This is a genomic window from Bacillus sp. FSL K6-3431, from assembly GCF_038002605.1.
GTDB lineage: Bacteria > Bacillota > Bacilli > Bacillales > Bacillaceae_C > Lederbergia.
Window position 1 is genome coordinate 4,872,599 of record NZ_JBBOCT010000001.1, and the last position, 24,264, is coordinate 4,896,862.

30 protein-coding genes are annotated in these 24,264 nt (G+C 39.1%); 26 read left to right on the forward strand and 4 right to left on the reverse strand.

All coding sequences use genetic code 11. From position 1 onward, the window contains the following. Positions 1 to 169: 169 nt before the first annotated feature. The 20 genes from MHB53_RS23175 (at position 170) to MHB53_RS23265 (ending at position 14,298) form a co-directional block, all read left to right on the forward strand. A complete protein-coding gene (locus tag MHB53_RS23175) occupies positions 170 to 346 on the forward strand; it encodes a hypothetical protein (RefSeq protein ID WP_340922998.1) in 177 nt (58 codons plus the stop codon). Positions 347 to 419: 73 nt separating this feature from the next. Further along, positions 420 to 1,283 (forward strand): terminase small subunit, encoded by an 864-nt coding sequence (locus tag MHB53_RS23180; RefSeq protein WP_340923000.1) that lies wholly within the window; start codon positions 420 to 422, stop codon positions 1,281 to 1,283. Further along, positions 1,270 to 2,589, forward strand: coding sequence for a PBSX family phage terminase large subunit (locus MHB53_RS23185; RefSeq protein ID WP_340923002.1), 1,320 nt, complete (start codon positions 1,270 to 1,272; stop codon positions 2,587 to 2,589). Before MHB53_RS23180 ends, MHB53_RS23185 begins: the two co-directional genes overlap by 14 nt. 12 nt (positions 2,590 to 2,601) lie before the next feature. Further along, positions 2,602 to 4,098 carry a phage portal protein gene (locus MHB53_RS23190; RefSeq protein ID WP_340923005.1) on the forward strand — a complete coding sequence of 499 codons (1,497 nt, stop codon included), beginning with the start codon at positions 2,602 to 2,604 and terminating at the stop codon, positions 4,096 to 4,098. 4 nt (positions 4,099 to 4,102) lie between these two features. Further along, positions 4,103 to 5,221 (forward strand): phage minor capsid protein, encoded by a 1,119-nt coding sequence (locus MHB53_RS23195; RefSeq protein WP_340923008.1) that lies wholly within the window; start codon positions 4,103 to 4,105, stop codon positions 5,219 to 5,221. A 17-nt stretch (positions 5,222 to 5,238) separates the two neighbouring features. Further along, positions 5,239 to 5,382: a hypothetical protein gene (locus MHB53_RS23200; RefSeq protein ID WP_340923010.1), complete on the forward strand. Its 144-nt coding sequence runs from the start codon at positions 5,239 to 5,241 to the stop codon at positions 5,380 to 5,382. A 152-nt stretch (positions 5,383 to 5,534) separates the two neighbouring features. Next, entirely contained in the window at positions 5,535 to 6,140 is a 606-nt protein-coding gene (locus tag MHB53_RS23205) for a phage scaffolding protein (RefSeq protein WP_340923012.1), read from the forward strand. A gap of 12 nt (positions 6,141 to 6,152) precedes the next feature. Next, positions 6,153 to 6,995 (forward strand): N4-gp56 family major capsid protein, encoded by an 843-nt coding sequence (locus MHB53_RS23210; protein ID WP_340923014.1) that lies wholly within the window; start codon positions 6,153 to 6,155, stop codon positions 6,993 to 6,995. A gap of 66 nt (positions 6,996 to 7,061) precedes the next feature. Further along, entirely contained in the window at positions 7,062 to 7,457 is a 396-nt protein-coding gene (locus MHB53_RS23215; RefSeq protein WP_340923017.1) for a hypothetical protein, read from the forward strand. Then, complete coding sequence (locus MHB53_RS23220; RefSeq protein WP_340923019.1) at positions 7,457 to 7,813, forward strand: putative minor capsid protein; 357 nt, start codon at positions 7,457 to 7,459, stop codon at positions 7,811 to 7,813. The genes MHB53_RS23215 and MHB53_RS23220 overlap by 1 nt, the downstream gene beginning before the upstream one ends. Beyond that, positions 7,813 to 8,142, forward strand: a complete 330-nt coding sequence (locus MHB53_RS23225; protein WP_340923022.1) for a minor capsid protein — start codon at positions 7,813 to 7,815, stop codon at positions 8,140 to 8,142. Before MHB53_RS23220 ends, MHB53_RS23225 begins: the two co-directional genes overlap by 1 nt. Next, positions 8,139 to 8,555 carry a minor capsid protein gene (locus MHB53_RS23230; RefSeq protein WP_340923024.1) on the forward strand — a complete coding sequence of 139 codons (417 nt, stop codon included), beginning with the start codon at positions 8,139 to 8,141 and terminating at the stop codon, positions 8,553 to 8,555. The genes MHB53_RS23225 and MHB53_RS23230 overlap by 4 nt, the downstream gene beginning before the upstream one ends. Continuing rightward, on the forward strand, positions 8,555 to 8,992 hold the full coding sequence (locus MHB53_RS23235; RefSeq protein WP_340923026.1) for a phage tail tube protein: 438 nt from the start codon (positions 8,555 to 8,557) through the stop codon (positions 8,990 to 8,992). The genes MHB53_RS23230 and MHB53_RS23235 overlap by 1 nt, the downstream gene beginning before the upstream one ends. 68 nt (positions 8,993 to 9,060) lie before the next feature. Continuing rightward, positions 9,061 to 9,315 carry a hypothetical protein gene (locus MHB53_RS23240; RefSeq protein WP_340923028.1) on the forward strand — a complete coding sequence of 85 codons (255 nt, stop codon included), beginning with the start codon at positions 9,061 to 9,063 and terminating at the stop codon, positions 9,313 to 9,315. A 69-nt stretch (positions 9,316 to 9,384) separates the two neighbouring features. After that, positions 9,385 to 9,774, forward strand: a complete 390-nt coding sequence (locus MHB53_RS23245) for a hypothetical protein (RefSeq protein ID WP_340923029.1) — start codon at positions 9,385 to 9,387, stop codon at positions 9,772 to 9,774. Between the two features lie 10 nt (positions 9,775 to 9,784). Continuing rightward, positions 9,785 to 10,381 (forward strand): Gp15 family bacteriophage protein, encoded by a 597-nt coding sequence (locus MHB53_RS23250; RefSeq protein WP_340923031.1) that lies wholly within the window; start codon positions 9,785 to 9,787, stop codon positions 10,379 to 10,381. A gap of 61 nt (positions 10,382 to 10,442) precedes the next feature. After that, complete coding sequence (locus MHB53_RS26505) at positions 10,443 to 10,571, forward strand: Com family DNA-binding transcriptional regulator (protein ID WP_445661543.1); 129 nt, start codon at positions 10,443 to 10,445, stop codon at positions 10,569 to 10,571. Positions 10,572 to 10,627: 56 nt separating this feature from the next. Further along, positions 10,628 to 13,405 (forward strand): tape measure protein, encoded by a 2,778-nt coding sequence (locus MHB53_RS23255; protein ID WP_340923033.1) that lies wholly within the window; start codon positions 10,628 to 10,630, stop codon positions 13,403 to 13,405. Next, positions 13,402 to 14,094, forward strand: coding sequence for a distal tail protein Dit (locus MHB53_RS23260; RefSeq protein WP_340923035.1), 693 nt, complete (start codon positions 13,402 to 13,404; stop codon positions 14,092 to 14,094). Before MHB53_RS23255 ends, MHB53_RS23260 begins: the two co-directional genes overlap by 4 nt. Positions 14,095 to 14,109: 15 nt before the next feature. Beyond that, positions 14,110 to 14,298: a hypothetical protein gene (locus MHB53_RS23265; RefSeq protein ID WP_340923038.1), complete on the forward strand. Its 189-nt coding sequence runs from the start codon at positions 14,110 to 14,112 to the stop codon at positions 14,296 to 14,298. 112 nt (positions 14,299 to 14,410) lie between these two features. On the opposite strand, the gene MHB53_RS23270 is transcribed toward MHB53_RS23265, so the two are convergent. Beyond that, positions 14,411 to 14,959 (reverse strand): hypothetical protein, encoded by a 549-nt coding sequence (locus tag MHB53_RS23270; protein ID WP_340923040.1) that lies wholly within the window; start codon positions 14,957 to 14,959, stop codon positions 14,411 to 14,413. A 147-nt stretch (positions 14,960 to 15,106) separates the two neighbouring features. Between MHB53_RS23270 and MHB53_RS23275 the strand changes: the two genes are divergently transcribed. Genes MHB53_RS23275 through MHB53_RS23295 form a run of 5 tightly spaced genes read left to right on the forward strand, consistent with a single transcriptional unit; the run spans position 15,107 to position 21,740 of the window. Beyond that, positions 15,107 to 19,423: a phage tail spike protein gene (locus MHB53_RS23275; RefSeq protein ID WP_340923043.1), complete on the forward strand. Its 4,317-nt coding sequence runs from the start codon at positions 15,107 to 15,109 to the stop codon at positions 19,421 to 19,423. Between the two features lie 2 nt (positions 19,424 to 19,425). Continuing rightward, on the forward strand, positions 19,426 to 19,878 hold the full coding sequence (locus tag MHB53_RS23280; protein WP_340923046.1) for a hypothetical protein: 453 nt from the start codon (positions 19,426 to 19,428) through the stop codon (positions 19,876 to 19,878). Further along, on the forward strand, positions 19,865 to 20,089 hold the full coding sequence (locus MHB53_RS23285; RefSeq protein ID WP_340923049.1) for a hypothetical protein: 225 nt from the start codon (positions 19,865 to 19,867) through the stop codon (positions 20,087 to 20,089). Before MHB53_RS23280 ends, MHB53_RS23285 begins: the two co-directional genes overlap by 14 nt. A gap of 42 nt (positions 20,090 to 20,131) precedes the next feature. After that, positions 20,132 to 20,575, forward strand: a complete 444-nt coding sequence (locus MHB53_RS23290) for a phage holin family protein (RefSeq protein ID WP_340923052.1) — start codon at positions 20,132 to 20,134, stop codon at positions 20,573 to 20,575. Between the two features lie 49 nt (positions 20,576 to 20,624). Beyond that, positions 20,625 to 21,740: an N-acetylmuramoyl-L-alanine amidase gene (locus MHB53_RS23295; protein ID WP_340923054.1), complete on the forward strand. Its 1,116-nt coding sequence runs from the start codon at positions 20,625 to 20,627 to the stop codon at positions 21,738 to 21,740. An 18-nt stretch (positions 21,741 to 21,758) separates the two neighbouring features. On the opposite strand, the gene MHB53_RS23300 is transcribed toward MHB53_RS23295, so the two are convergent. After that, complete coding sequence (locus MHB53_RS23300; protein ID WP_340923059.1) at positions 21,759 to 22,136, reverse strand: hypothetical protein; 378 nt, start codon at positions 22,134 to 22,136, stop codon at positions 21,759 to 21,761. 108 nt (positions 22,137 to 22,244) lie between these two features. On the opposite strand from MHB53_RS23300, the gene MHB53_RS23305 reads away from it, so the two are divergent. Further along, complete coding sequence (locus MHB53_RS23305; RefSeq protein WP_340923061.1) at positions 22,245 to 22,517, forward strand: YolD-like family protein; 273 nt, start codon at positions 22,245 to 22,247, stop codon at positions 22,515 to 22,517. 116 nt (positions 22,518 to 22,633) lie between these two features. Here MHB53_RS23305 and MHB53_RS23310 read toward each other — a convergent pair whose 3' ends face one another. Both MHB53_RS23310 and MHB53_RS23315 read right to left on the reverse strand, forming a co-directional pair. Next, a complete protein-coding gene (locus tag MHB53_RS23310; RefSeq protein ID WP_340923063.1) occupies positions 22,634 to 22,903 on the reverse strand; it encodes a hypothetical protein in 270 nt (89 codons plus the stop codon). 753 nt (positions 22,904 to 23,656) lie between these two features. Then, the gene (locus tag MHB53_RS23315; protein WP_340924934.1) at positions 23,657 to 24,220 is read right to left on the reverse strand and encodes a beta-class carbonic anhydrase; all 564 of its coding nucleotides are present in this window, start codon (positions 24,218 to 24,220) and stop codon (positions 23,657 to 23,659) included. Positions 24,221 to 24,264 lie beyond the last annotated feature (44 nt).

Below are 24,264 nucleotides of genomic sequence, written 5' to 3' on the forward strand. Positions count from 1 at the left end.
TACGTATTAGTGAAGGGGGATTATAGGGGGATGTTCCACGCCTTTGATCTTTCCTTCATATCAGAACGTCGTTACGTGCGCCATCCTTCGGTGGCGTTTTTATATGCAGTAAAATAGAGGATTTACACCTTCTGTGGCGAATGATGTCATTATGAGGGGGTGGAATAGGATGAACAGTACTCAGAGAAATCAAAATGACGTTGTAATGGAGTTAGTTAAGTTGCACATAGATGCGGTTAGAAATAACAGACAACCAGTAACTCCTGAAATGATTGAAGAACTTTACGTTAAATATCACGAACTATACAAGGTAACTAATAAAGGCAGGGCGGCATCACAAATGTAATTGGTTATTAAGCATCTCTTCGGGGGTGCTTTTTCTATGTCCAAAATAAATATGGGGGTGGCGGTGATGTGAAGTGCCGAATTGGGATGAAATACAAAAAGAGTGGGAAACAACAAGAATTACATTTAAAGATTTAGCTGAGAAACATGGTGTAAAAGATTCCACTATCAGGAGTAGAAAGAATAGAGAAAAATGGCAACGCAACGATGCAACGCAACGGACTGAAAAAAAGAAGAGTGTTGCAACGAAAAAACAACCTAAAGAGCCTATTGTTGAGTCGGGTAATCTGACAGATAAACAAAGGCTTTTTTGCATTTACTACATTAAAAGCTTTAATCAGACGATGGCTGCAATCAAAGCTGGGTACTCTCCTGACAGGGCTCATGTGACCGGAAGTGAGTTAGTAAGAAATAGTAAGGTTGCAGAAGAGATACGAAGACTTAAAGGCGAAATGCAACAAGGCATCTTCATCGATGCAATGGACGTGCTGAATAAATACATTCAGATTGCCTTTGCTGATATTACTGACTATGCGACATTCGGTAAAAAAGAAGTTCCGGTCATTGGTATGTTTGGTCCTGTAGAAGATGAAGAAGGAAACGTTGTGACAGAGGAAAGAAACTATGTTGATTTCAAGGAATCTTCCATGATTGACGGCACAATATTAACAGAAGTCAAGCAAGGTAAAGATGGTATATCTGTGAAGCTTGCTGACAAAATGAAAGCTTTAGAGATGTTGTCCAAATACTTTGATCTCCTATCTGATAACGACAAGAAACGCCTGCAGGAAGAGAAGTTGAAAGCTGAAACAATGAAGATTGCTGCTGAAACGAAAAATGATAAAGGTGGCGAGGGCAAGACGATCATACTTACTGGTGAAGATGAAATGAGACGAATACTAGCCGAGAAAGCGCGTGAGAATCATGACAGCGATTAGTGAAGCTTATAACGTCGTTAACGTGCTGGACTTGATCAATGAGAACTTTTACGATCTATGGCTTGCTGAACAATCTCATGTGATTGCTAAAGGTGGACGTTCTTCCATGAAGTCGTCTGTTATCAGTCTTGACCTTGTTAAAATCAAGATGCAAGAGCCGATGTCTAACATCATTTGTATGCGAAAAGTAGCTAATACGCTTTACAAGTCGGTTTATAGTCAAATTAGATGGGCACTCTCGTTGATGGGCGTTGCTGATGAATTTACATTTGGTAAAAGTCCGATGGAAATCATTCATAAGGAATGGGGTACTGGCTTCTATTTCAGCGGTGTGGATGAACCAGAGAAACTAAAGTCTATGAAAATACCTGTCGGCTATGTTCGTGCCTTGTGGTACGAGGAATTAGCTGAATTCGCGGGTGTTGAGGATATTGACGTTGTTGAAGATACATTTATACGGGAAGATTTGCCTGATGGAAAAGAAGTTAGGGTGTACTTCTCCTATAACCCACCTAGAAATCCATATAATTGGATTAATGAATGGGTAGATGGTAAATCCGGTGACGATGATTATTTTGTCCATCATTCAACATATTTGGAAGATCAGAAAGGTTTTCTATCACGACAGCTCATAAGAAAGATTGAGAAGTATAAAGAAAATGATGAGGATTATTACAATTGGATGTATTTGGGCCATGTAATCGGAATGGGCGACAATGTTTACAACATGAACCTATTCAAAGATATTACTGAGCTACCAAGTGACGATAGACTGATTGGTTTGTATTATGCGACTGATACAGGGCATCAGGCATCAGCGACAGTTCATCTTTGTTTTGGATTAACCGCAAAGGGCAATGTTATTTTGCTAGATACCTATTATTATTCTCCTGCTGGGCGAGTCGTTAAGAAAGCACCTAGCCAATTAGCGAAGGAATTGAACGACTTCATTACAAGGACAGGCAAGATGTATAAAGTGCCTATCGTGAAGCGTACAATCGATTCGGCAGAAGGCGGGATAAGGAATCAGTATTTCCTTGACTACGGCATTCGTCTTCATCCAGTAGCGAAAAAGAAGAAGATGGATATGATCGATCCTGTGCATGATTTATTAGCGCAAGGTCGATTTTTTTATATGGATATCGAAAGCAACAAGATATTTATCGAAGAGCATCGTAAGTTTCAGTGGGATGCGAAAACGTTAGATAGCAGTGAACCGAAAGTGGTAGAGGTAGATGATCATTCGTGTGATGCCTTTATTTACTTTGTAATTGATAATCTTCGAGAGTTACGGCTGAAATACTAGGAGGTGCAAGCCTTGTTCAATGGTATCAAGAATTTTATACAGAAAGTAGGTGTGAAATTGGGTCTTATTAAAGCGTTAGAGAACGTTCAATCTCATAAGAGGGTAAATGTATCAGGCGACTATTACGAGTCGTTAGCAATGAACAAGGCGATTTACAAGGGATTTTACGACAAGTGGCATCGACTGACTTATCTTAATTCAAATAGAGAAACGAAGAATAGAGAGATGTTGACACTCGGCATGGGTAAGATGTCAGCGCAGAAGATGGCTCAGATCGTCTTCAATGAAAATTGTGAGATTGAAATTGCCGAGGAAAATAAGGCAGCGCGAGAATTCATCGAAGAAACGTTTGATTACAATAACTTCTATCGTGAGTTTCAGCGTTATCTTGAATACATGTTTGCTCTTGGTGGTATGGCAGCTAAGGTCTACGTGACAGGTGGTAAAGTAAAAATAGCTTATGCATTAGCGGATGCTTTCTTTCCCTTATCTAACGATAGCGAAAACGTAGATGAAGCACTCTTTATAAACCAGTTCCAAAAAGATGATAAATATTACACCTTGCTAGAGTGGAACGAATGGGAAAAAGATGTCTATGTAATCACCAATGAGTTGTATGTTTCCGAGGTGAGTGGAGAACTAGGGCGCCCAACAAAGTTATCTAGCTTATATCCTGACTTACAAGAGCGTACTACCCTTAATAACTTAACTAGACCGTTATTCGTATACTTCAAGCCGAACATAGCAAACAACATTGAATTAACAAGTCCATTAGGTATCAGTATCTTTGCTAATGCCTACGATACGATGAAGCAGCTTGATTACATGTTCGACTTTTATCATCAGGAATTCAGGCTAGGCAAGCGCAGGATCGCGGTACCTGCTGAAATGTTAAAAACATTCTATGACGAAGCAGGACAGGCGCATGTTTTCTTTGACAGTGAAGAAGAAGTATTCCAACAAATGAACATGGACACACAGATAGAGCCTAAAGATTTAACTGTTGATATTCGGGCAGATGAAATCATTGCATCCATTAACGCTATGTTAGATATCTTTGCAAAACAAATCGGATTCAGCACGGGTTCATTTACGTTTGATGGAAAAAGCATGAAGACGGCTACGGAAGTTATTAGCGAAAATAGTGATACCTACCAAACACGAAACAGTCATATATCCATTGTTGAGCAAGGAATCAAGGATTTAATCATATCCATTATTGAAATTGGATGGGCACATGACATATTCAAAGGCGAGATCAAACGTGAAGAAATCGGCATTAACTTTGATGATTCCATTGCTACTGATAGAAACGAGCAGCTGAACTTCTACATCAAGATTAAGAGTGCGGGATTTATGCCGGACCTAGAAATCATTCAAAGGCTATTTAAGGTATCTGAGGATACTGCAAAAGAGTGGATTGCTATGAAAAATGCTGAGGAAAATGAGAGGTCACCGGACTTGGATGTATTAAAGAGCAACATCACCATGTTTGGTGCAGAGGAGTGATTAAGTGTCAGATATCACACCGCATCAACTCAATCTTTATACAGCCCAAGTAACTGATATCTATGTTGCCCTCGAAGATGAAATATTCCTGATGGTAGCAAGGCGATTGAAAACCAATCCTGCTCACGGTAAGGATTACGTCCTACAATGGCAGATTGATAAGATGCAGCAACTTAGAATGCTTAATACCGACACGATCAAAGCACTCTCGAAAGCTACTGGACTATCAACCAAAGCGATTAGGAAAGCCGTTAAGGATGTTGGCTTTGATACTATATCCGGTGTTGATGAAGAGTTGAAAGAAGCATTCAAAAAGCTTGAACAACCTACTCAGATTGATGCAGTGCTTGAAAGTTTCGTGAAACAGGCTTTTCGTGAAGTTGATAACTTTGTTAATCAGACATTGATTACTACTAACTACGGTGAAGGCAAGGTCACTCAGATGTATCGTAAGATCATCGAGGAAACCACATCTAAGGTGTTGGCGGGAACAAAGACTATCAATCAAGCTACGGCTGAAACGGTGATCAAGTGGTCGAATAGAGGTATTGAGACTGCTTTTATTGATAAAGGCGGTCATGTTTGGGGAATGGAACGCTATGTGGACACGGTTATTCGTTCTACTGTTAATAATACCTACAATGAGTTGCGGCTCTCGAGGATGGATGAATACGGTGTTGATTTGGTGCTTGTAAATAGCTATCCAGATGCAAGGGAAGCTTGTTCTGCTATACAGGGCAAAGTGGCATCTATGAGTAATCCTTCTGGGCATCCGGATTATCCAAGCATTTATGATTTTGGCTATGGGACACCGTCCGGAATCCGAGGAATTAATTGTAGACATATTTTATATCCCTTTGTCGAAGGCTTGAACACTAATAACCAAACTCAATACGATCCACAAGAAGCATATGAACGCGGGAAGGTTGTTCAGAAGCAAAGACATTACGAACGGCAAATAAGGGAGTCTAAACGATCATTGAAGCTTGCCGAGGAAATTGGAGATGAAGATACTATCCAAAAGTACAAGCGACAGGTTAGTGCTAGGCAAGCAAGGATGAGGGAATTTATCAAAGAGAATGATTTGCCGAGAAGATATGATAAGGAACGTGTAATTAAATAAAAGGAGGGTTAAACGCTATGGAACAGATTAAATGGTACCTAAAACAGCTATTGCCATTAACATACCGTACGAAGTACGAAGAAGATGGCAAGAAACACTTTGTTGTATGGAAAATGTGGTTTGGACGTTGCTATTCTATTGATGATTATATTATCGAGTAGGAAGGGGTGATCCACATCTCGTTGGTAGCACACGTTAGCTACTTGTCTTTAAGCAATAGACATTAAACAGGCTTATTTGTCGTTCGTACAACGTTAATGTACAACCTTTCGTGGACTCGACCACGTAAATAAATGTAAGGGAGCAATGAATCATGAATAGAGAGTTTTTAAAAGGCTTAGGTTTAACTGATGAACAGATTGACAAGGCGATGATTGAACATGGTAAAACGGTCAATAAAACGAAAGAGGATCTGACTAGTGCACAGTCTGAAAGGGACTCTTTGAAAGTGCAGTTGACTGAACGTGATACTCAGCTTGAAACCTTGAAAACAAAGGCAGCCGGAAACGAGGATTTAACTGCTGAAATTGAACGCCTAAAAGGTGAGAACTCAACAGCAACTGCTGAATTACAAGCGAAATTAGACAAGCAAGCATTTGATTTTAGCTTAGAAAAGTCATTGACTGCTGCTAAAGTCCGTAACCCTAAAGCTGTAAAAGCGTTGCTCGATACTGAGAAAATCAAGCTAGATGGCGAAAAGCTATTGAACTTGGATGATCAGCTAGAAGCGTTGAAAGCTAGTGATGCTTATTTGTTTGAGGAAGAGCAGCAACAGGGCGGTAAGCCTTCATTTACAACTGGGCAACATCAAACAGGTGGCGGTATCGCAACAGGTGATTTCGCTAAAATGACATATTCAGAAAGACTAAAACTAAAACAGGAAAACCCGACACAGTATGATAGCTTGGTCGGAAATTAGGAGGAATGAATAATGAATAAAGATAAAATGTTAAGACTGAACATCCAATTTTTTGCTACAACTAAAATTGCGGATCTTATTAACCCGGAAGTAATGGGGGATATGGTATCAGCGGAACTACCAAATATGATTAAGTTCCAAGGAGTAGCGCCCATTGATAGCACTCTACAAGGGCAACCAGGTTCCACGATTACACTACCTAAATATGCTTACATTGGTGATGCTACAGTTGTTGCGGAAGGTGCGGCAATTGATTACACCAAACTTGAAACATCTACTGCTCAACACACGATCCACAAAGTTGCTAAAGGCGTTGAATTAACGGATGAAGCTGTATTGAGTGGATATGGTGATCCAATCGGTGAAGCTACTCGCCAAATCGCTATGTCAATTGCATCAAGAATCGATAATGAGACATTAGATGCACTGAAAACAGCACCATTGAGCGTTGAAGTAGAATCAATTGACCCTGGGGTAATTGATTCTATTGAGGGTGTGTTTGACGATGAAGACGAGAGCACTGGTGTTCTTTTTGTGAATCCTAAAGATGCTTCAAAGCTTCGTGCAGCCGCAGGCGTTGATTGGACTCGTGCATCTGAATTAGGAGACAACATCCTTATTAAAGGAGCGTTCGGAGAGATCCTTGGATGGTTGCTAATTCGTACGAAAAAGCTTGAAGAGGGAGAAGCTATCGCGGTTAAGGCAGGGGCAGCTAAAACTTACTTAAAGCGCGGTCTTAATCCAGAGTCAGCACGTGACATTGATCATAAATTAACTAAATTCAACGCGGATCAGCACTTTGTTGTTGGTCTTATTGATGATAGCAAGGTTGTAAAAGTCACTGTCGCGCCCTAATGGGCCCGTTCCAATCGGGCAAGCTGAAATAGGCAAAGACTTCATTGTCAGTTAGGAGGTTAATAAATGCCTTATTTAACGTACGAAGAATATGAAAATATAACCCTATCTGATATGGACGTGGTTGAATTTGATAAATTATTACCCCGTGCGAGTGGCGTTATAGATAACGTCACTCGTAATTTTTATCAATTTAACGACTTAGAAACAGATAATCCATTCAGAAAAAGGAAATTCAAATCCGCATTGGCTTTCCAGATCGAATATTTCCATGATGTGGGCGCTGTAACATCAGAGGGTATCAATAGCCCTCAAAGTGTGACAATCGGCAGGACAAGCGTTTCTAGTGGCTCACGTGGTAGTGTTCAGCAACAAGAGTCAACCAATAAACTAGTTTCACAGGATGCCCTCTTATTCCTTGAAGGAACAGGGCTTCTTTATCGTGGAATTGGGGTGATCTAATGCGGATTGGTCCATTGCCTAAAAAGTGGTTGATCCACAGCATCGTATACAAAGGGTTCACTGGTAAGAAAGACGACTTTGGTAAGCCTGTATATGATCCACCAATCACTATCGAGTATGTACGCTATGATGAATCGTCTGTATTCAGCCGTGACAATACACAAACGAAGATTTTAGCTGATGGTGTCATATTCGTTGATACTACCCACAGCAAGCCTATTCCGGTGTTTAAAGAAGAATCTAAAATCACGTTTAATGATGGGGTAAAAGACAGGGAACTTACATTAAAGAAGATCGTTCCTTGCTATTATCCCAATCAGAACAAGGTTCATCACTACGAACTGGAAGTGATTTAATGGCCATCAAAGTAAAGTTCAAATCTGATCTTGATGGAGTTAAAAGAAAAGCTTCTGACATGGTGAAGCAAGGTCAATACGCCTTTGCTAATCAGGTACTTGCGGATAGTAATATTTATGCGCCAATGCTTTCAAGTGATTTGCGTAATCAATCTAGTATTGCATTAGATGGTAAATCAATCATCTGGAACGCTCCATATGCAAGGCGGCAGTATTACAATTATGGCGCTAAATTCACGACGCCTGGCACTGGACCCAAATGGGATGTGAAGGCTCAGGCTATCCACGGTGCATCATGGCAGGAAATTGTAAAGAAGGCGATGAAATGACAACGGAACTAAAAGAACTGGATTTTATGCAAAAACTTAATCAAAAGATTAATAGTCTTGGTCTATACGCTGATTCTTTCATCGGTGTGCTTGGTGACGGTGAAAACTTATCCATTGTGGCTATGCCTGGTGGTGCTGAGGTCGAGTATATGGGTGGCATGCGGGATAAAGATTATCAAGTCCAAGTTAATGCCAAGAGCATAGATCAACTAAATTGCATCAACGCGTTGACTTATATTTATCAGACGCTTGAAAACTTGACTGATCTACCAAGTAGTAATGATAGCTACGAATTTAATAAAATATCCACTCAATCCCTGCCCTCTCTTGTTACGCAAGATGAACAGGGTTTTTATGTTTATGCATTATCCATTTCAGCAAAAATCACAATTTATAAAGGGGTTGTTCAATAATGGCAAGAAAAAAGAATGCACTGACAGAATACTACGTGGCGCCTATGCCTATCGCTGATGAAGAACCAGAATACAACGAGTTAGCGGATTGGATTTCCTCTGTTAATGATGATACAGACGAAGAATCAGAAGACACTGGATACTATAGTGGTGACGGAACGCCTGAAACGGATGTTATTTCTGTTAAAAAGAAATACACGTTTGAGGGTCTTTACGATGAAACTAATCCAGCTATGAAATTTATTGCGGGGTTAGAATTTGTGACTGGTGAAGAACGTAAAATCATGTTTAAGCAAGTTAGAACGGACGGAAAAACCCTCGAAGGTCCAGCGACTGTAACAGAACCAAAGGTAACAGGTGGAGAAGCTACGGTGTACGCTCCATTCAGCTGTGCTATCGCTTGGAATAAAAAGCCGACTGAAACAACAACGCCCTGATGCGCCCCAAGCAATAGGGGCAGCGACGATAGGCACAAATTTAATAATTAGTTAGGAGATGTATATAAATGCCAACAAAAGAAGAATTAAAAGTTTTATTTAGCACAGGTAAAACACCCACGGGTGCTGATTTCGCTGGATTAATTGATGGTGTTGAAGGTCCAAAAGGGGCGACTGGTGCAAAAGGCGATAAAGGTGACACTGGTACAACAGGCGCTGCTGGTCCTAAAGGCGATGCGGGCGCAACAGGTGCGGCAGGCTTTGGGACGAAAGCACAATACGACGCTATCATTGCTAGATTAGATGCGCTTGAAACAGTCTAAGATCCAGAAGCTTAAGCGAGGGTGGATAAATTCCACTCTCTTTTTTATACAAATTGGAGGGATTAAACCATGTCAATTATTAAAATTGATTTACAGAAACCAGAGATAGATTTTGAAATAGGCGGTTTAGAGTTTAAATACAGTTATGCCGACAAATCACTCGTTGAAGAATCGAAACAAATGGACAAAATTCTAAAAGAAGTTGAGTCTATCGAACCAGAAGGTGAAGAAGGGTTAGAGAAGTCAAAAGAAGTCCTTAGAAAAGGATATGACTTACTTCTTGGCGATGGAGCGTTTGATAAAATTTATCCGTTAAATGAATCGTGCTTTGACTTGGCAATTATTTTATTTAAATTACGAAAAAGCATAAACGATGAATTGGATAGGCGTGGAGAGGGTTATAAGGCGACACAACAAGAAAAAGCCAAGAAGTACATTCAAAACAAAAAGAAAAAGTAGGTGAAAGCTTATGTTTTCGCTTGCTTATCCACTGACTGAGAGTGTAGAAATTGACGGTGTTACTTATTCACTTGATTTGAGTTTCGATAATGTTCTTAGGCTTATTGATTTGATGGGTGATCAAGAAATAGATGATGTAACCCAAGTAGAAACAGGTTTAGAAATGCTATTAAATGTTTGTTTTTTATTCGACATTGAGAAACAAGGAAAGTTATTATCTTCTCTTTTTGAAAAAGTCCTTGCCGTTGGTGAAGAAGATGAACAGGCTGTTGACATCAAAGGGAATCCGATGCCATCAGCTCAGGGAGACCAAAAAGAGTCGTATTCATTGACTGAGGATGCTAACTATATATACGCATCGTTTTTGCAGTGCTACGACATGGATTTACATGAGCAGCAAGGAAAGCTTCACTGGGAAAAGTTCAAGGCACTCTTAGGAGGATTATCCGAAGACACTATCTTCCGAAAAGTAATAGATATCCGAACGATGCCATTACCTACTGGTAAAGGTACTGAGAAAGAGCGAGAGAATATAAAGAAACTGAAAAAAGCTTATGCCTTAAAAGGGCAAGAAATTGATTTTGACGATGAAGATGAAGACCAATGACTATGAATATTCAAGAATCCTATGGGTTCTTTTTTTATTGCCTTAGAAGGGCGGTGGGACTATCAATAAAACGAACGAATTAAAAACCGTTAGATGCGATCAATGCAATAAAAAACTAGGCATGATATCTGGTAGAGCTGAGATTAAATGTCCTAGATGCGGATTAATAAATTATATAAGTAAAAATTAGAGGGTCACCGAACCCCAAGCGTAAAGGCTTATAGCCTGTAAAAGTCGTGAGGGGCGGTGATTAACATAGCTGATGGAAGGATAGTAATTGATGTCTTGTTAGATGATGGCAGCGTAGTTAAAGGCGTAGGTAACATCGACAAGCAATTAGGCGGTCTCCAAGGTAGCGGAGAAAAGGGTGCTCTAGGTATCGGTAAGATCGTTACAGCTCTAGGGTTAGTTTCTCTGGCCAACAAGGGAATAAGTATGATCAAAGATTCCATTGGGAAGGCTTTTGGTCGTATTGATACCATGGAACAATTCGAGCGAGTCATGACAACATTAACCGGTTCATCCGAAAAGGCAAATGAAGTTTTGGGAACTGTTAGTGATACCGTAACAGGGACAGCCTATGGTCTTGATGTCGGAGCTAAAGCAGTGCAAGGCTTCGTAACATCCAACATGGAAGTTGATAAGGCTACCGAAACGTTTGGTAATTGGGCTGATGCTGTAGCCTTTTACGGAGATGGAACAAACGCTACGTTAGGCAGTGTTACTGACGCTTTGGCAAAGGCAACTGCAAAAGGCAAAATACAGATGGATACGATGAATAGCCTTGCGGAAGCCGGAATTCCAGTTATGCAGATTTACGCAGATGCTACAGGACAATCCGTTGAAGATGTTGCGGATGCTATGTCAAAAGGTAAAATAGATGCAACAAAATTCCGCGAAGTAATGAACAAGGCGATGGCAGAAGGTACAAAGAACTTTAAGTCCATCGAAGGAGCAGCTAAAGAAGCCGGGGCATCGTGGACAGGCTCATTTGACAACATGAGGGCAGCCGTAGCTCGTGGTGTTATTGCCATTATCCAAAATATTGATCAAATGCTTACTGATAACGGTTTGCCGGATATGAGAGCAATGATATCTACATTCGGTAAACAGTTTGAGGACGTCTTGAAAAAGGCTGCTGACGCAATTCCTAAAGTAGTTAATAAAATTAAGAAAATTTACGAAACTCTTGAACCGTGGTTGCCGTTAATTCAGGCAGTCGCAATCGGAATAGGGACATTTGTGGGTGCAATCGCAACAATGAACACAGCAATGGCTGTTGCAACTAAGGTATGGGGCGCATTGAAACTCGCTTTTTCCATTAGTCCTTGGGGATTAGCTATAGCGGGTCTCATAGCGGCAGTTGTCCTTATTTATGTTTACTGGGAGCCGATTTCCAAGTTCTTTATCGATTTGTGGGAAAAGATAAAAGTGTCCGCTCTTTCCATTTGGGAAGTTATAACCAAATCATGGGCTGATGCAGTAGCCTATTTCAAAGACTTATGGGAGCCGATAGGTACATTCTTTTCGGATATGTGGAGAGATTTCTCAGCGGCTGCTACAGGGCTTTGGGATGAAGTAACGGGCGTGTGGAATCGTTCAGTTGATGGTCTTAAAATGATGTGGAGCGGTATTACTAGGTTCTTTACGAAGTTATGGACTGACATACAGACTGTAGCGAGTTCCGCGTGGGAAATTATAAAAAATGTTATCCTTGGACCAATCCTTTTGTTAATTAACTTGGTAACAGGAGACATGGAAGCATTTAAATACAATCTACTAGCGATCTGGATCAATATATCCGAAGCTGCAGGGAGGATATGGGGAGTTTTAGTTGATAACATTTTTCGAGCTTTAGGATTTCTAGAAGGTATCTTTGAAAAAGCGATGGATTCTATATTTAACATTCTCATTAGAGTCTGGACGTTTATAGATAATCTATGGCGTTCGGCGTTAGATCTTTTAATCGGAGATACTAATAAATCTTTTCTAGCGATAAAGTGGCATATTGAAGATGCGATGGAAGCTGTATGGATGTTGATAGAGACCGTATGGAATTATGTAAAAGAGACATTCCTTAATGCCACAGCATTTTTGAAAGCACTTGTAACTGGCGACTTCGCTGTCATGAAAGACCTTGTTAGTGAGCAAATGACTTTAATAAAAGACACCATTAAGAATGTATGGGAAAATATAAAGATTATTTTTAGCAGTGTTTTATCAGCAGTATGGAATATAGTAAAAGCTAAGTTTGGCCAATTGAAAAATAGCGCAATACTGAACATGGCAAATATGTTAGAGAGTATAATTTCAATCTGGGCATCAATTAAGAGTTTCTTTTCAACAACTCTTACAAACATCTGGAAGGACCTAAAAAGCAAGTTTACCGGCATGAGAACTACATCAAAAACCGAGATGAATGGCGCTTACACAAACATCAAAGACGCGTGGAACAAAGTGGTTGCATTTCTAAAGGCAATCAACCTTAAGCAGATTGGTATAGATATCATTAGAGGGCTTATCAAAGGTATATCAAGCATGGATGGTGCTGTAAAAAATGCTGTAAGCAAGGTCGTCAGCGGCATTAAGGGCAAGATCACAAGCGCGCTGAAAATCAAGTCACCATCCCAATGGATGCGAGACATGATTGGTAAAAACATGATGATCGGATGGAAGGTCGGAATTGATAAAGAAAAAGGATCAGTGCTTAAGAAGTCTAAGCAAATGACTGACTGGATGAAGCCTGATGTTCCAAGCAGTGGCGGATTTGTAAATAAATTACGTGGTGTGACAGCTCCTATTGGGAATGTGATGCCTATTAGTGCTGCTGGTAATACATCATCAACAAGGGATGCTCCAACCGCAAAATCAGTTGGATCTACCGATAAATATACCATCGAAGTAGTCACCAATTTGAATGGCAGGGAAATCGCGAGAGAAACCGTTGATGATATAACAAATTTACAAGGTAGAAAAGCTAACAGAAAAAAGAAATCTCCTAAACTAAGGGGGTCGTTCGCTTGATTTTTAATGGAATTGAAAAGGATTATATCAGGGTGACAAGGGAATTTTTTAGACCTCCTACACCCCCGATCGAATTTCAAACAAGACCAAATGCAAAAGGTGGAGCAAGGACAAAGAGGAAAAGATTTACCGATCTAATATTACCTGTTCCAATCGTGGTCAGAAGTAAAACGACAATAGAAGATTTAAAGGAAGACTTGTCAAATTGGCTAGTTCATACCGAACCGAAGAAGTTGATTTTTAAAGATAAACCCAATCGGCATTATTTAGCTGAATATGAAAGTATGGAATTAGACGAAAAGGTAAATTACGCAAAAGGAGTAATCAATTTTTATTTGGCAGAAGGCTATAGGTTCGGTCCCGAACAAGCCTTGAACTTAACTCTCACCACCAAAACCTTTACCATTGGGGGTCAAGAATCAACCGTGTGGGAAAGCTACACAAGATTTACGGTGCCACAATCAAGCTACACACTCGAAAGCAACGTGGGAAAGATCATCCTAAAATATGATTTTATTGCAGGCGATGTTTTGGAAATCGACTATCGAACGCGCGATGTGTTTTTAAACGGCAAGGATTTGGCGGTTTCGGTGCAGTTAGAAACGGTGTGGTTTGAGTTGCCAGTAGGTAGTGTGCAGTTGAAAGCTAGTCATGCTACTGAGTTGAAATATAGTGAGAGATTTTATTAATTGGAGGGATTATTTATGGGTAATGCAGCAGAAATATTTGTGTTAAAGCCACTAGATGTTGGTTTCGGTATCGAAAAAATTCAAATCACAGACTACAGTATTCCACAACTTGATAGAATCGAAAAGAAACTGGACAGCGTCCTGAACATTTTGGAGAATGGGGAGCTGTCCAGTTCTTTTGAGAAAGAACTAACTCGTAAATGATCAATGACTTTATTAACCTAACTCAAGGTCAGCTGTTAATTAAGTACTGGTGGATTTGGTTAACGATACTATTAATTGCATCTACTTCTTATTATCTCAATAAAAATAAGAATTAAAGGCAAAAACACACAAATTCTTTACCGAAATCAGATAACTGTATTTCTTCTGTAAGTGCATTATCTCTACCACCAACAGAAAAATTACCAGTGTAAGTTACGATAAAGCCATAACTTCTTAATCGACCTACTGCTCCTAGAATGGCATATTCGCTCATTTCATTACTAGTGATATTATTTACTGGTATTATCCGATCTTGATCATAAAGCATTGCCATCATTTCACATTCTGACAAAGTCATGGATGAAAGAGTATCTAAGAAAAATAATGATTTATCAAAACTTTTGATGGTTGTACCATTAAGCAATGCATTAATAAGGAATTGCACCAAACATTCCTTTTTAAACTGAATATTTTCTTTTTCTACTTGATTATTGATCTTTTCAATTAAGGCTATCAAAGAATCATCATCATGCGTTTGTTTATTTAAAAGGTCCTTATAAGATTGCTCCATACTATTAATTTTAGAGGAAACTTCTTTGTAAAATGATTCTATCCTTTGATATTTCGTTTTATCTCTGTTGGTTGTATATAGTGCTGCCAAGCTACCGCCAACATAAGGAATAAGGTTTAACCCTACTTCATAAACGGTACTGCGAATATTATTGGTGTTTTGTTCTTCTTTACTAATTGTTTATTCACCTCCTATCTACCAAGATAGGTATATATTACCACAGAAAGGAGGAAACCAATGTCAGAGATTTATATCTTTAGTCAAGATGATGAACTCTTAACAATATTAACTGAAGAAACAGGGCTTAATAGCGCACCGTTCAGAGATGAAAAAAACAGTGTAGCTAGTGAGCCTTTTGTATTTACCGTTGACGCTGATGAAGATCGTGCCAAACACGTAAAAGAAGAAAATCGAGTCGTCTTTAAAGATAAGGACGGTTTTTTTCGCGAAATGGTAATTAAAGAGTTAGACGATACCGACAATAACGACGGTCCACAAACGATGGCAACTTGTCTCCCTGCATGGCTCGATGAGTTAAGTGAGCATTACGTCTTAGACAAACGCTATACGGACAAGGAAGCACAACTACCTTTAAATGATGCCTTAGCCGGTACACGTTACATCGGTGCGGTCGAAGTAAGTCTTGGACTAGCATCTACTAACTTTTATCGCCTATCGAGCGTTGATTGCATCTGGAAGATCATTAGCGTATGGGGTGGAGAATTTAAGGATGTCGTAGAGTTTACTGGTAATAAAATTACAACTAGGAAAATACTACTCTTGCAACGTTTAGGTGCTGATAATGGTGCAAGATTCGAAATTGACCATAATATCGAAGAAATCCAACGTACAGTCTTATCCTATCCTAAAACAGCTATGTACGGATGGGGTGCATCATTAGAGACAGAAGGCGGTGGTCACACTCGTTATATCGATTTTGCGAATGTTGAGTGGTCAGTGGCTAAAGGTGATCCAGTCGATAAGCCGAAAGGTCAAACGTGGGTTGGTGACCCTGATGCTTTGCTTAAATATGGTCGTAAACATGATGGTCAACTCTTACATCGATTTTCTGAATTTAGCAATCAAGATTACGAAGATCCAGAAGAATTACTGTGGGCAACATGGAATAATCTCCAAGATAACAAAGAGCCTGTGGTTAATTACAAACTGTCCGTTGACTTGCTAGACAAAGATGTGAGCCTTGGTGATGGCGCTGTAGCTATTGATCGACAATTTGCTAGACCAATAGAAATACAGACTAGGGTTATTGCTATCGAGTACGACTTACTAGACATCGAGGGTACAGCGGTCGTTGAAATGGGTCAGTTTTTAAATTTAGGCGATGATGATATCTATCGTGACATCGAGGATTTGAAAAATGAAGTCACTAAACCAAGACCAACGAAACCAATCACAGATGAAAGCTTTCCAGATATTGTTCCAGGCATTCCGGTTAACATTGTTACAGATGCAGCAATGGGTGCGATTCAACTTTATTGGGAATACGATTCGGAAGTCTATATCAGTCATTATGAAGTCTATGGATCACAGGTAGCTGACTTTGTACCGGATAGTCAACATTTACTATGGCGAGGTCGAGTAAGTACTTTTGTCCACACAGTCGGCACAGATCAAACATGGTACTACTATCTTAGAGCTGTAAATACTCGTGGAACTGCAAGTTCGTTTAGTCAACGGGTATCAGCTAGTACTTACAGAGTAATGTCAGACGATATTCTTTTCGGAGAACTTATCGCAGATCATTTTAAAGATGGATTAGACATTGCCGACAAACTCACCCAAAACACGATTGATAGAATTAACGAAGGACCAATGCAAGAGATTGTGTACACTCAGCAGGAAATAGCAGCTACAGAAGATAGATTGCTATCCCAGCTTAATAGTGAAATTGGTGATGTCAATGCGTCAATTAGTAGCTTGCTAGATCGAACTAAAGGAATTGAAGGTACAATCACATCTATTAATCAAGAAGTTGATGACATAGAGGGTAAGTTATTAACGACAATAACGAAATTAACAAACCTAGATGGTGTGGTAAGTGCTCAGGAAACGACTTTACAACAGCATGCAGGATTAATTTCTGCAAAAGCTGAAAAATCTGAGGTTTACACAAAAACACAGACAAATAACTTACTTGGTAATAAAGTAGATTTTTCTGTTTATAGTAACAAAATGTCTAGTTTGGATATATCTATTAATGGTATTAATCAGACGGTGAGCAATACTCAGGCTACTGTAAATAAACATACTGGCGAGATCGCTACAGCTAAGAGTGATATTTCGGCGATTGATCAAAAAGCAGAAGGCATTTCAACACAGGTGTCAAGCTTACGAAATGATTTGTCGTCCACACAAAGCCAAGTTGCGGCTATTAATGTTAAGGCTGATGGGATTATATCGACTGTGGAAAATATACAGATTGGTGGGAGCAACCTACTACTCGATAGTAGGATAAAAAACATAACATCAAATAACAGTACGAATTACCCAATAACAACAGAAGTACTTACCGAGAATGGATTGACATTTAGGAGAGTAAGACCTGCACCAAACAGTCCAAACCCTATAATCAGTTTATACGAGACAATTCCAGGGAGCGATATAACAGATAGGCACTGGGCAGGGCAGGATATAACATTCTCTATTCGTGTAAGAGCGTCTATCAAAGGGGTGGCGATAACCCTCAGACCATGGGTAACAACTACAACAGCAAGACCACCTACAGTTAGTATCGTATCTAACGGAGAGTGGCAGACAATTTCATGCGTATGGAAAGTACCAGACAATGTACAGACAAGCTCTACAATCAGGTTTATGCCTGCAATAACATCAAATATGTCTGGGCAATACCTAGATATATGGGGTTATCAGATTGAAAAAAGCAACAAGGCTTCCGATTGGAGACCTGCTGTTGAGGATGGGGAAAAGAGGTTAACAAAAGCCGAATCATCAATTGAACAAACAGCGAAAGATATACTCCTTAAAGTCAATAAAGATGGCGTCATAGCATCTATCAACCTATCGCCAGAAGGTGTCAGAATCAATGGTAACAAGCATCATATTACAGGCCAAACACTTATCGATGACGCAGTAATAGGCACGGCAGCCATGGCGAATCTTTCCGTCACCAATGCAAAACTAGGTTTACTTTCGGTAGGCACAGCGCAAATGCAGAATTTATCCGTGGTGAATGGGAAGATAGGAAACCTTGCTGTAGACGATGCCAAGATCGCTAATATCTCAGTGTCTAAATTAAAGGCTGGGGAAATGGATACTAGCAAGATCACCATACGTGGCGGCTCAAGTATCGACTATATGTTAATCGATGGATCACGCCTTGAATCACGGGGTCGGTACAACATGCGTTGGCATAACAAATCTAAAACGATTGATGCTAGCTTATATCTTGCTAATGGTAACTTTAGGGTAGCCAACTGGACGGACTCACGCTCTATATTCTTAACTCCTTTTGGATTATCGACATTCGCTGATGGATATGGAGATGGGACAAGTTCGGGAATGCTTGAATTCTTTTCAGAGGAATTTGAAGCAGGGACTCACGGAATCACATTGGCTAGTCAATTAGGGGTTGCTGGTATCAAGTCCTTTAGAAACAGAGTAGTGATGGACGCATACGCATCAGCCAATATCGAGAGCAGACAATCACCTGTTTACTTTAGACCATACAAAGATTTACGAGTAGGCAATAACGTATTTGCTATGACTGTTGTTTCATCTACTAACGCAGCGTTAACGGAAGGTATCCTTCATTATGGCTCTGACGCAAGTGGTTATGCATCTGGATTAAGATTCTCAAAGGCAGCTAGCAATCCTTGGGTAGCAGTGGTAGATGGCGCTGGGGCTCGTGGAGGAAATGCCACATTTGATGCAGGGATAGTACAGGCTAACCGATTTACAAAAAGAGATGGAAGCGCAGATGCATACTTTAATGGTACAGGTGGAGGTACGTTATTAACCACAAATCCTCAAACTCCTTTAATGGCAGATGGGATTCGAGCAACTTCGGATTTTTTCTATATCGGCAGTGACGGAGGAACGAAAGTCACAAATGGTGCTGGATATAATTATGGCAATGGATTAGTCCATAAACCTATTTGGGCTAGCGCTTTTACGCAAGTATCAGAAATCAAATATAAAACGAATATAGAAGCTTTGGAGCTAGATGCGTTATCACTCATTAATAACACTGATTTGACAAGGTACAACTTGAAAGACGATTTGGCCGAGGGAAATCAGATTTCTAAGTTAGGTGTAATTATCGGTGGGAAATATAACACACCTAAAGAAATTATCAATCCTGACGGAGACGCGATTGACTTATACGCTATGACAACAATGGGTTGGAAAGCCATTCAAGAACTTGATACGAAAGTTTATGACGTTGAAACACGAGTTGATAAGCATGATTTAGAAATTCAATATTTAAAGCAGAAAATAGTACAACAAGATGACGTAATAGCAAGCCAAGGCAAAAGAATAAAACACTTAGAAAATCTACTGGAGGTAGCTTAATTATGAAAATAGAAATCGAAAACGGTAAATTAGCGGCAGCAATTAACTTTATGTACGATATTAAACTGGTGAGGAAACAATCAAGATTTAGAAGGTATCTTATTGAAAAGTTAAATGATCGACTAAAGGTAGTAGAGGAAGATCGAAAAGAACTTCTCAAAGAACATTCTCATAAAGATGGAAACGGTGAAGCAATCATTAATGACGGTCAATATGACGTCAAAGACATGGTTGCTTTTTCTAATGATCTAAAAGAGCTTAATCAAGAAAAATTAGTCATTGAAGGGGGCGATAATCGTGAGATGATCCGTACGATTAAGGTAGTGCTCAAAAAGCTCGAGGATATAGAGTACGAGGGTGAATCTAGTGAGATTTACGATTATCTTGCAGATCAATTCGATATCGATAATGAAGAAGAAACTAACGAAGGAGAGGGTAAAAATGATGCAAATTAATCAAATGACGCCTAAATACGAAAACGGGGAAATGACAGGCTTAACAATTTATTTTACAGGGAAGATTGGCAGTATTAACTTTAACGGTCCTATCACATTAACAGCAGAGGAATTTAAACCATTTTTACAACCAGAGAAAATGGAAACAGCAGTAAAGAATAAAGTCATTGATGAAATCATGGATGGCAATGTAGAAAGCCCTACTGAGTGAGGGCTTTTTGTTTGAATAAAAATCCTAATAGGAGTGATAGACATGGGAGGAATGGACTTGGAACATTTGGAAGTAGTTAAATTTTATTTATTTGGTGATGTGAAGTTTTTACATTTTTATTTATTGCTTGCTGTGATTGATATATGTACAGGCATCATGAAAGCTTGGAAAAACAAAAATCTTTGGAGTAGGAAATCACTGTTTGGTTATGCAAGGAAATTAATGGTGCTGGCAGTTATTATCTTGGCTAACGTGATAGATCAAATCTTAGGAATGAACGGAGCGATAACATATGCTACCGTTCTTTTTTATATCGCGAATGAAGGATTATCGATCTTAGAAAATATGGCCGCAATTGGTGTGCTTGTTCCAACAAACCTTGCTGACAAACTTAAAGGTATTGATTCTAGTAAAAGTTTACCCGAAGAAATTGGCGAGGAATTGATCGGAACGAAAGTAGACGAGCAATTGGACGGTAAAGAGTGACGACTAATCGTTGCTCTTTTTTTATTTAAATTTGGAAGGATGATCAACAATGGTAGCAATTAAACAGCAATTAGTATCAAGTCGAACAATCACATCTGGCGAAGGAAACCCTTGTAATTTTATCACGATCCACGAAACAGGAAATTATGATAAAGGTGTTGGCGCTCAAAGGCATGCCGATCTACAGACTAATGGATTCACTGCATCCTGGCAATACCAAGTGGACGATAAAGTGATTATACAATCATATCCTGATAGCGTACGGTGCTGGCATGCAGGGGATGGAAATGGCAAAGGGAATATGGAGTCCATTGGCATCGAAATTTGTGTTAATCCAGACAGTGACTTTAAAAAGGCTGTTGCAAATGCAGCTGAATTAGTTAAACACTTAATGAAAAAGCATAACATCCCACTCACTAATGTTGTTCAACATAATCGATGGAGTGGAAAAAACTGTCCAACAAATTTACGTAGTGGAGCGAAGGGGATTAATTGGTCGGGTTTCATTTATCTAGTAAGCTTAAAGCAAGATAAACCTATCGAGAATAAGCCTGTTGCTGTAACCCCACCTAAAGTAGAAACTGGTCCAGTAAAGAATATACCATCAGCAGGAAAGCCGTCTACACCTAATACAGGTCACGGTATTGTTGATTGGATGAACATTAACAAAATGGATTCTAGCTATGCTAATCGAGCAAAGCTTGCCAAGGAATATGGAATTGACCACTATTCAGGGACGGCTGCACAAAACACAGAATTACTTGCTAAACTTAAAGGTGGTAAGCCTAGCAAACCAGTAGAAAAGCCGATTGAAAAGCCTGTTACAAAACCTGTACAGTCTGAAAGTGTAGTTGACTACATGAACAGTAAAGGCATGAATTCCGGTTTTGCTAATCGTAAAAAGTTAGCTACTCAATATGGCATTAAAAATTATTCAGGCACTGCTGCTCAAAACATTACGCTTCTGAATAAGCTACAGGGCGGGGTGGTTGTCAATAAGCCAAAAGGAAACCAAAAGACTACAAGTGTGGTCGATTACCTAAATTCAATCGGACAGGATTCAGGCTTTAATAATCGTGCTAAGTTAGCCAAGAAGCATGGTATTAAAAACTACACTGGTACAGCAGGGCAGAATACAGCGTTGTTAAATAAACTAAGAAAGTAAGTCAAGGCGACCTATCCATTATGTGGACGGGTCGCTATTTTTGTTTTGTCCACCATTCATATATTCCCTCAACAACTCTTCAACTTTGTTACGTAACCTTGGATTATAGTAATTAGTCGGCTCTTCATAGCCTTTATACAAAAACAAATAATTAGTAGTCACTTCTCCCTTGCCCGTATAAACTAACTCCATATTATTTTTATGCATATATCTCTTTACCTCAGTGAGATCCTTTTTAACATTTTTAATTACTTCTTCTATTATAACTTCATAAGGGCTTTTAAATTTAAAAGGACTAACCTCGACCACTTTCAAATCCCGTTGTAATACTTTTATTAGAAAAGGTAAACAAACTGCTTTGCTCAGTATCTCCCGATCATGATCAGGTATCATCATTCATCCTCCTGATTTAATATTTATCTTATCTTAACCAAAAAACATATTTTTGACAAGAACTAATGTTCGTAATATAATAAGAACAAATGTTTTGGGAGGATGATAATTATGTTAGCTATACCAAAGCCAAAAAAAGTGAAGAAAGAATCTATGCAAACTCCAAAGCTTACAGAAGAGGACTACATTGAAATTGGAGAGAGGATTTCAGAAGCATATGAATTTGAATCACCAATCACTATAACTACATTCCGAAATAGGAAACATGAAAAATTCACAGGTATAATTACAGGAATGAACGCAGGAACCAAAATGATCGATCTTGATACAGGAGAGATTGATCGTATTAAAATAAGTGTTAATATTATTGTAGATGTGCAATAAGAAAATCCCCGTTCATGAGAGCGGGGATTAATCTTTAGTAATTTTGCAAACTGGTCACACGATCGGCAACGAACGATACCCAATGAATTGAAATGAACTGAAAACTCCTAAGGCTATTATATGGAAGAAACTCGATTTACAGCAATATTGAAACGTCTTAAAATACGTTGCAACACCATCAGTGAGTTTCCTAAACCGTGCGTCGCAGGTTCGATTCCTGCTGGGGCCGTTACCAAAAACCTATTGATAGCAGGGATGTAGCGTCTTGTTCCCTTGCTATTTTTTTGTTGAAAACTGTTATTGGTGGCAGAATGGTGCCCTTTAGTCGGTAAAAGTGTATTTTTGGTTGGGGTTTCAACGTTTTTATCAGCAAACATTTCATCCAATTTAGCTACTGATTCATCCTGCATGTTTGGCAAAACATGAGAATAGATCAAGTGTAACTGTGATTAAATAATGACCTGATTTTTCCCAAAATAGCTTCGCTCACTGACTTTGAAGTGTGCGAAGCTATTTATTTTTTTGTAACTTTAAATAATCGGAAAAAAACTCCGAATATTATAACGCAGAATAAAGATTGTAAAGTATTCTCAGTCCATTTGAACATATTATACCTACTGTAATCCGAAGATATTAAAGCTATAAGTAGAACAATAAATGTTAAAAAGTATGTAAAAGTAATTTTCATGAAATCCTCCACATGTGCTGTAGGAATATATGCTTTTAAAATTCTACTGTATTCCAATATTTATATTTTATTTCCCAAGTTAAAGATTTAGATTTTTTGTACATGATTTTTAACAGATGATTAAAGGGGAACATAGGTTTCGAATATAAGACATGAAAGTCACGTCCAGTACATGTCTATATACAGTCAATTAAGGCAGGTATTTTTATAGTTAGGGTGATATGTACGTTGATCGTCTATAGGTTAAAGATACTTCGTTTTGCTAGGTCCTAATGCAGATGAACCAAAGCTAATAATACGAAACTGCTAAAATGATTTCCTAAACCGCGCGAGACAGGTACGATTCCTCTAGAGCCGTTTGTAAATGAAAAAGCAATGGTGCGAGTCTAGCGATTTGCACCATTGCTTTTTTATGATTACTAAGATTTTTTTCAGAAGATTCTTTTACAATTTACTTTTCATATCCATCAACAACCAAATCCAACTCCCCAGTAACAGGGTCAATAACAAGTCCATGGATAGGAACATCACTTACCATTAATGGATGGCTTTGGATCATGCCGACGCTATGTTTAACGCTATCCTCCACACTGTCAAAGCCTTCAAGCCACTGGTCAAGTTTAATTCCGGAATTTTTAATAATATCGAATGTTTCCTCGGGGACTCCCCGCTTGGCCATTGTTTCGAGCATATGATCACTTTCAATCGCACTCATACCGCAATCATGATGACCAACGACGTACACTTCATCTGCTTTAAGCTCATAGACAGCAATTAAAATACTGCGCATAATACTTCCAAATGGATTTTTAACGACAGCCCCAGCCGTTTTTACGACTTTGACATCACCGTTTTTCATATTCATTGCTTTATGTAGTAATTCGACTAAACGGGTGTCCATACAGGTAAGGATAACTAGCTTCTTATCGGGAAATTTCGTTGTTGCATATTGTTCGTATAACTTTTCTTCAACAAAAATTTTGTTATGGTCTAGTATTTCTGTTAACAGTGACATCATTTACACCTCTTCTTTCTTATAATATATATTACCGAAAAGTT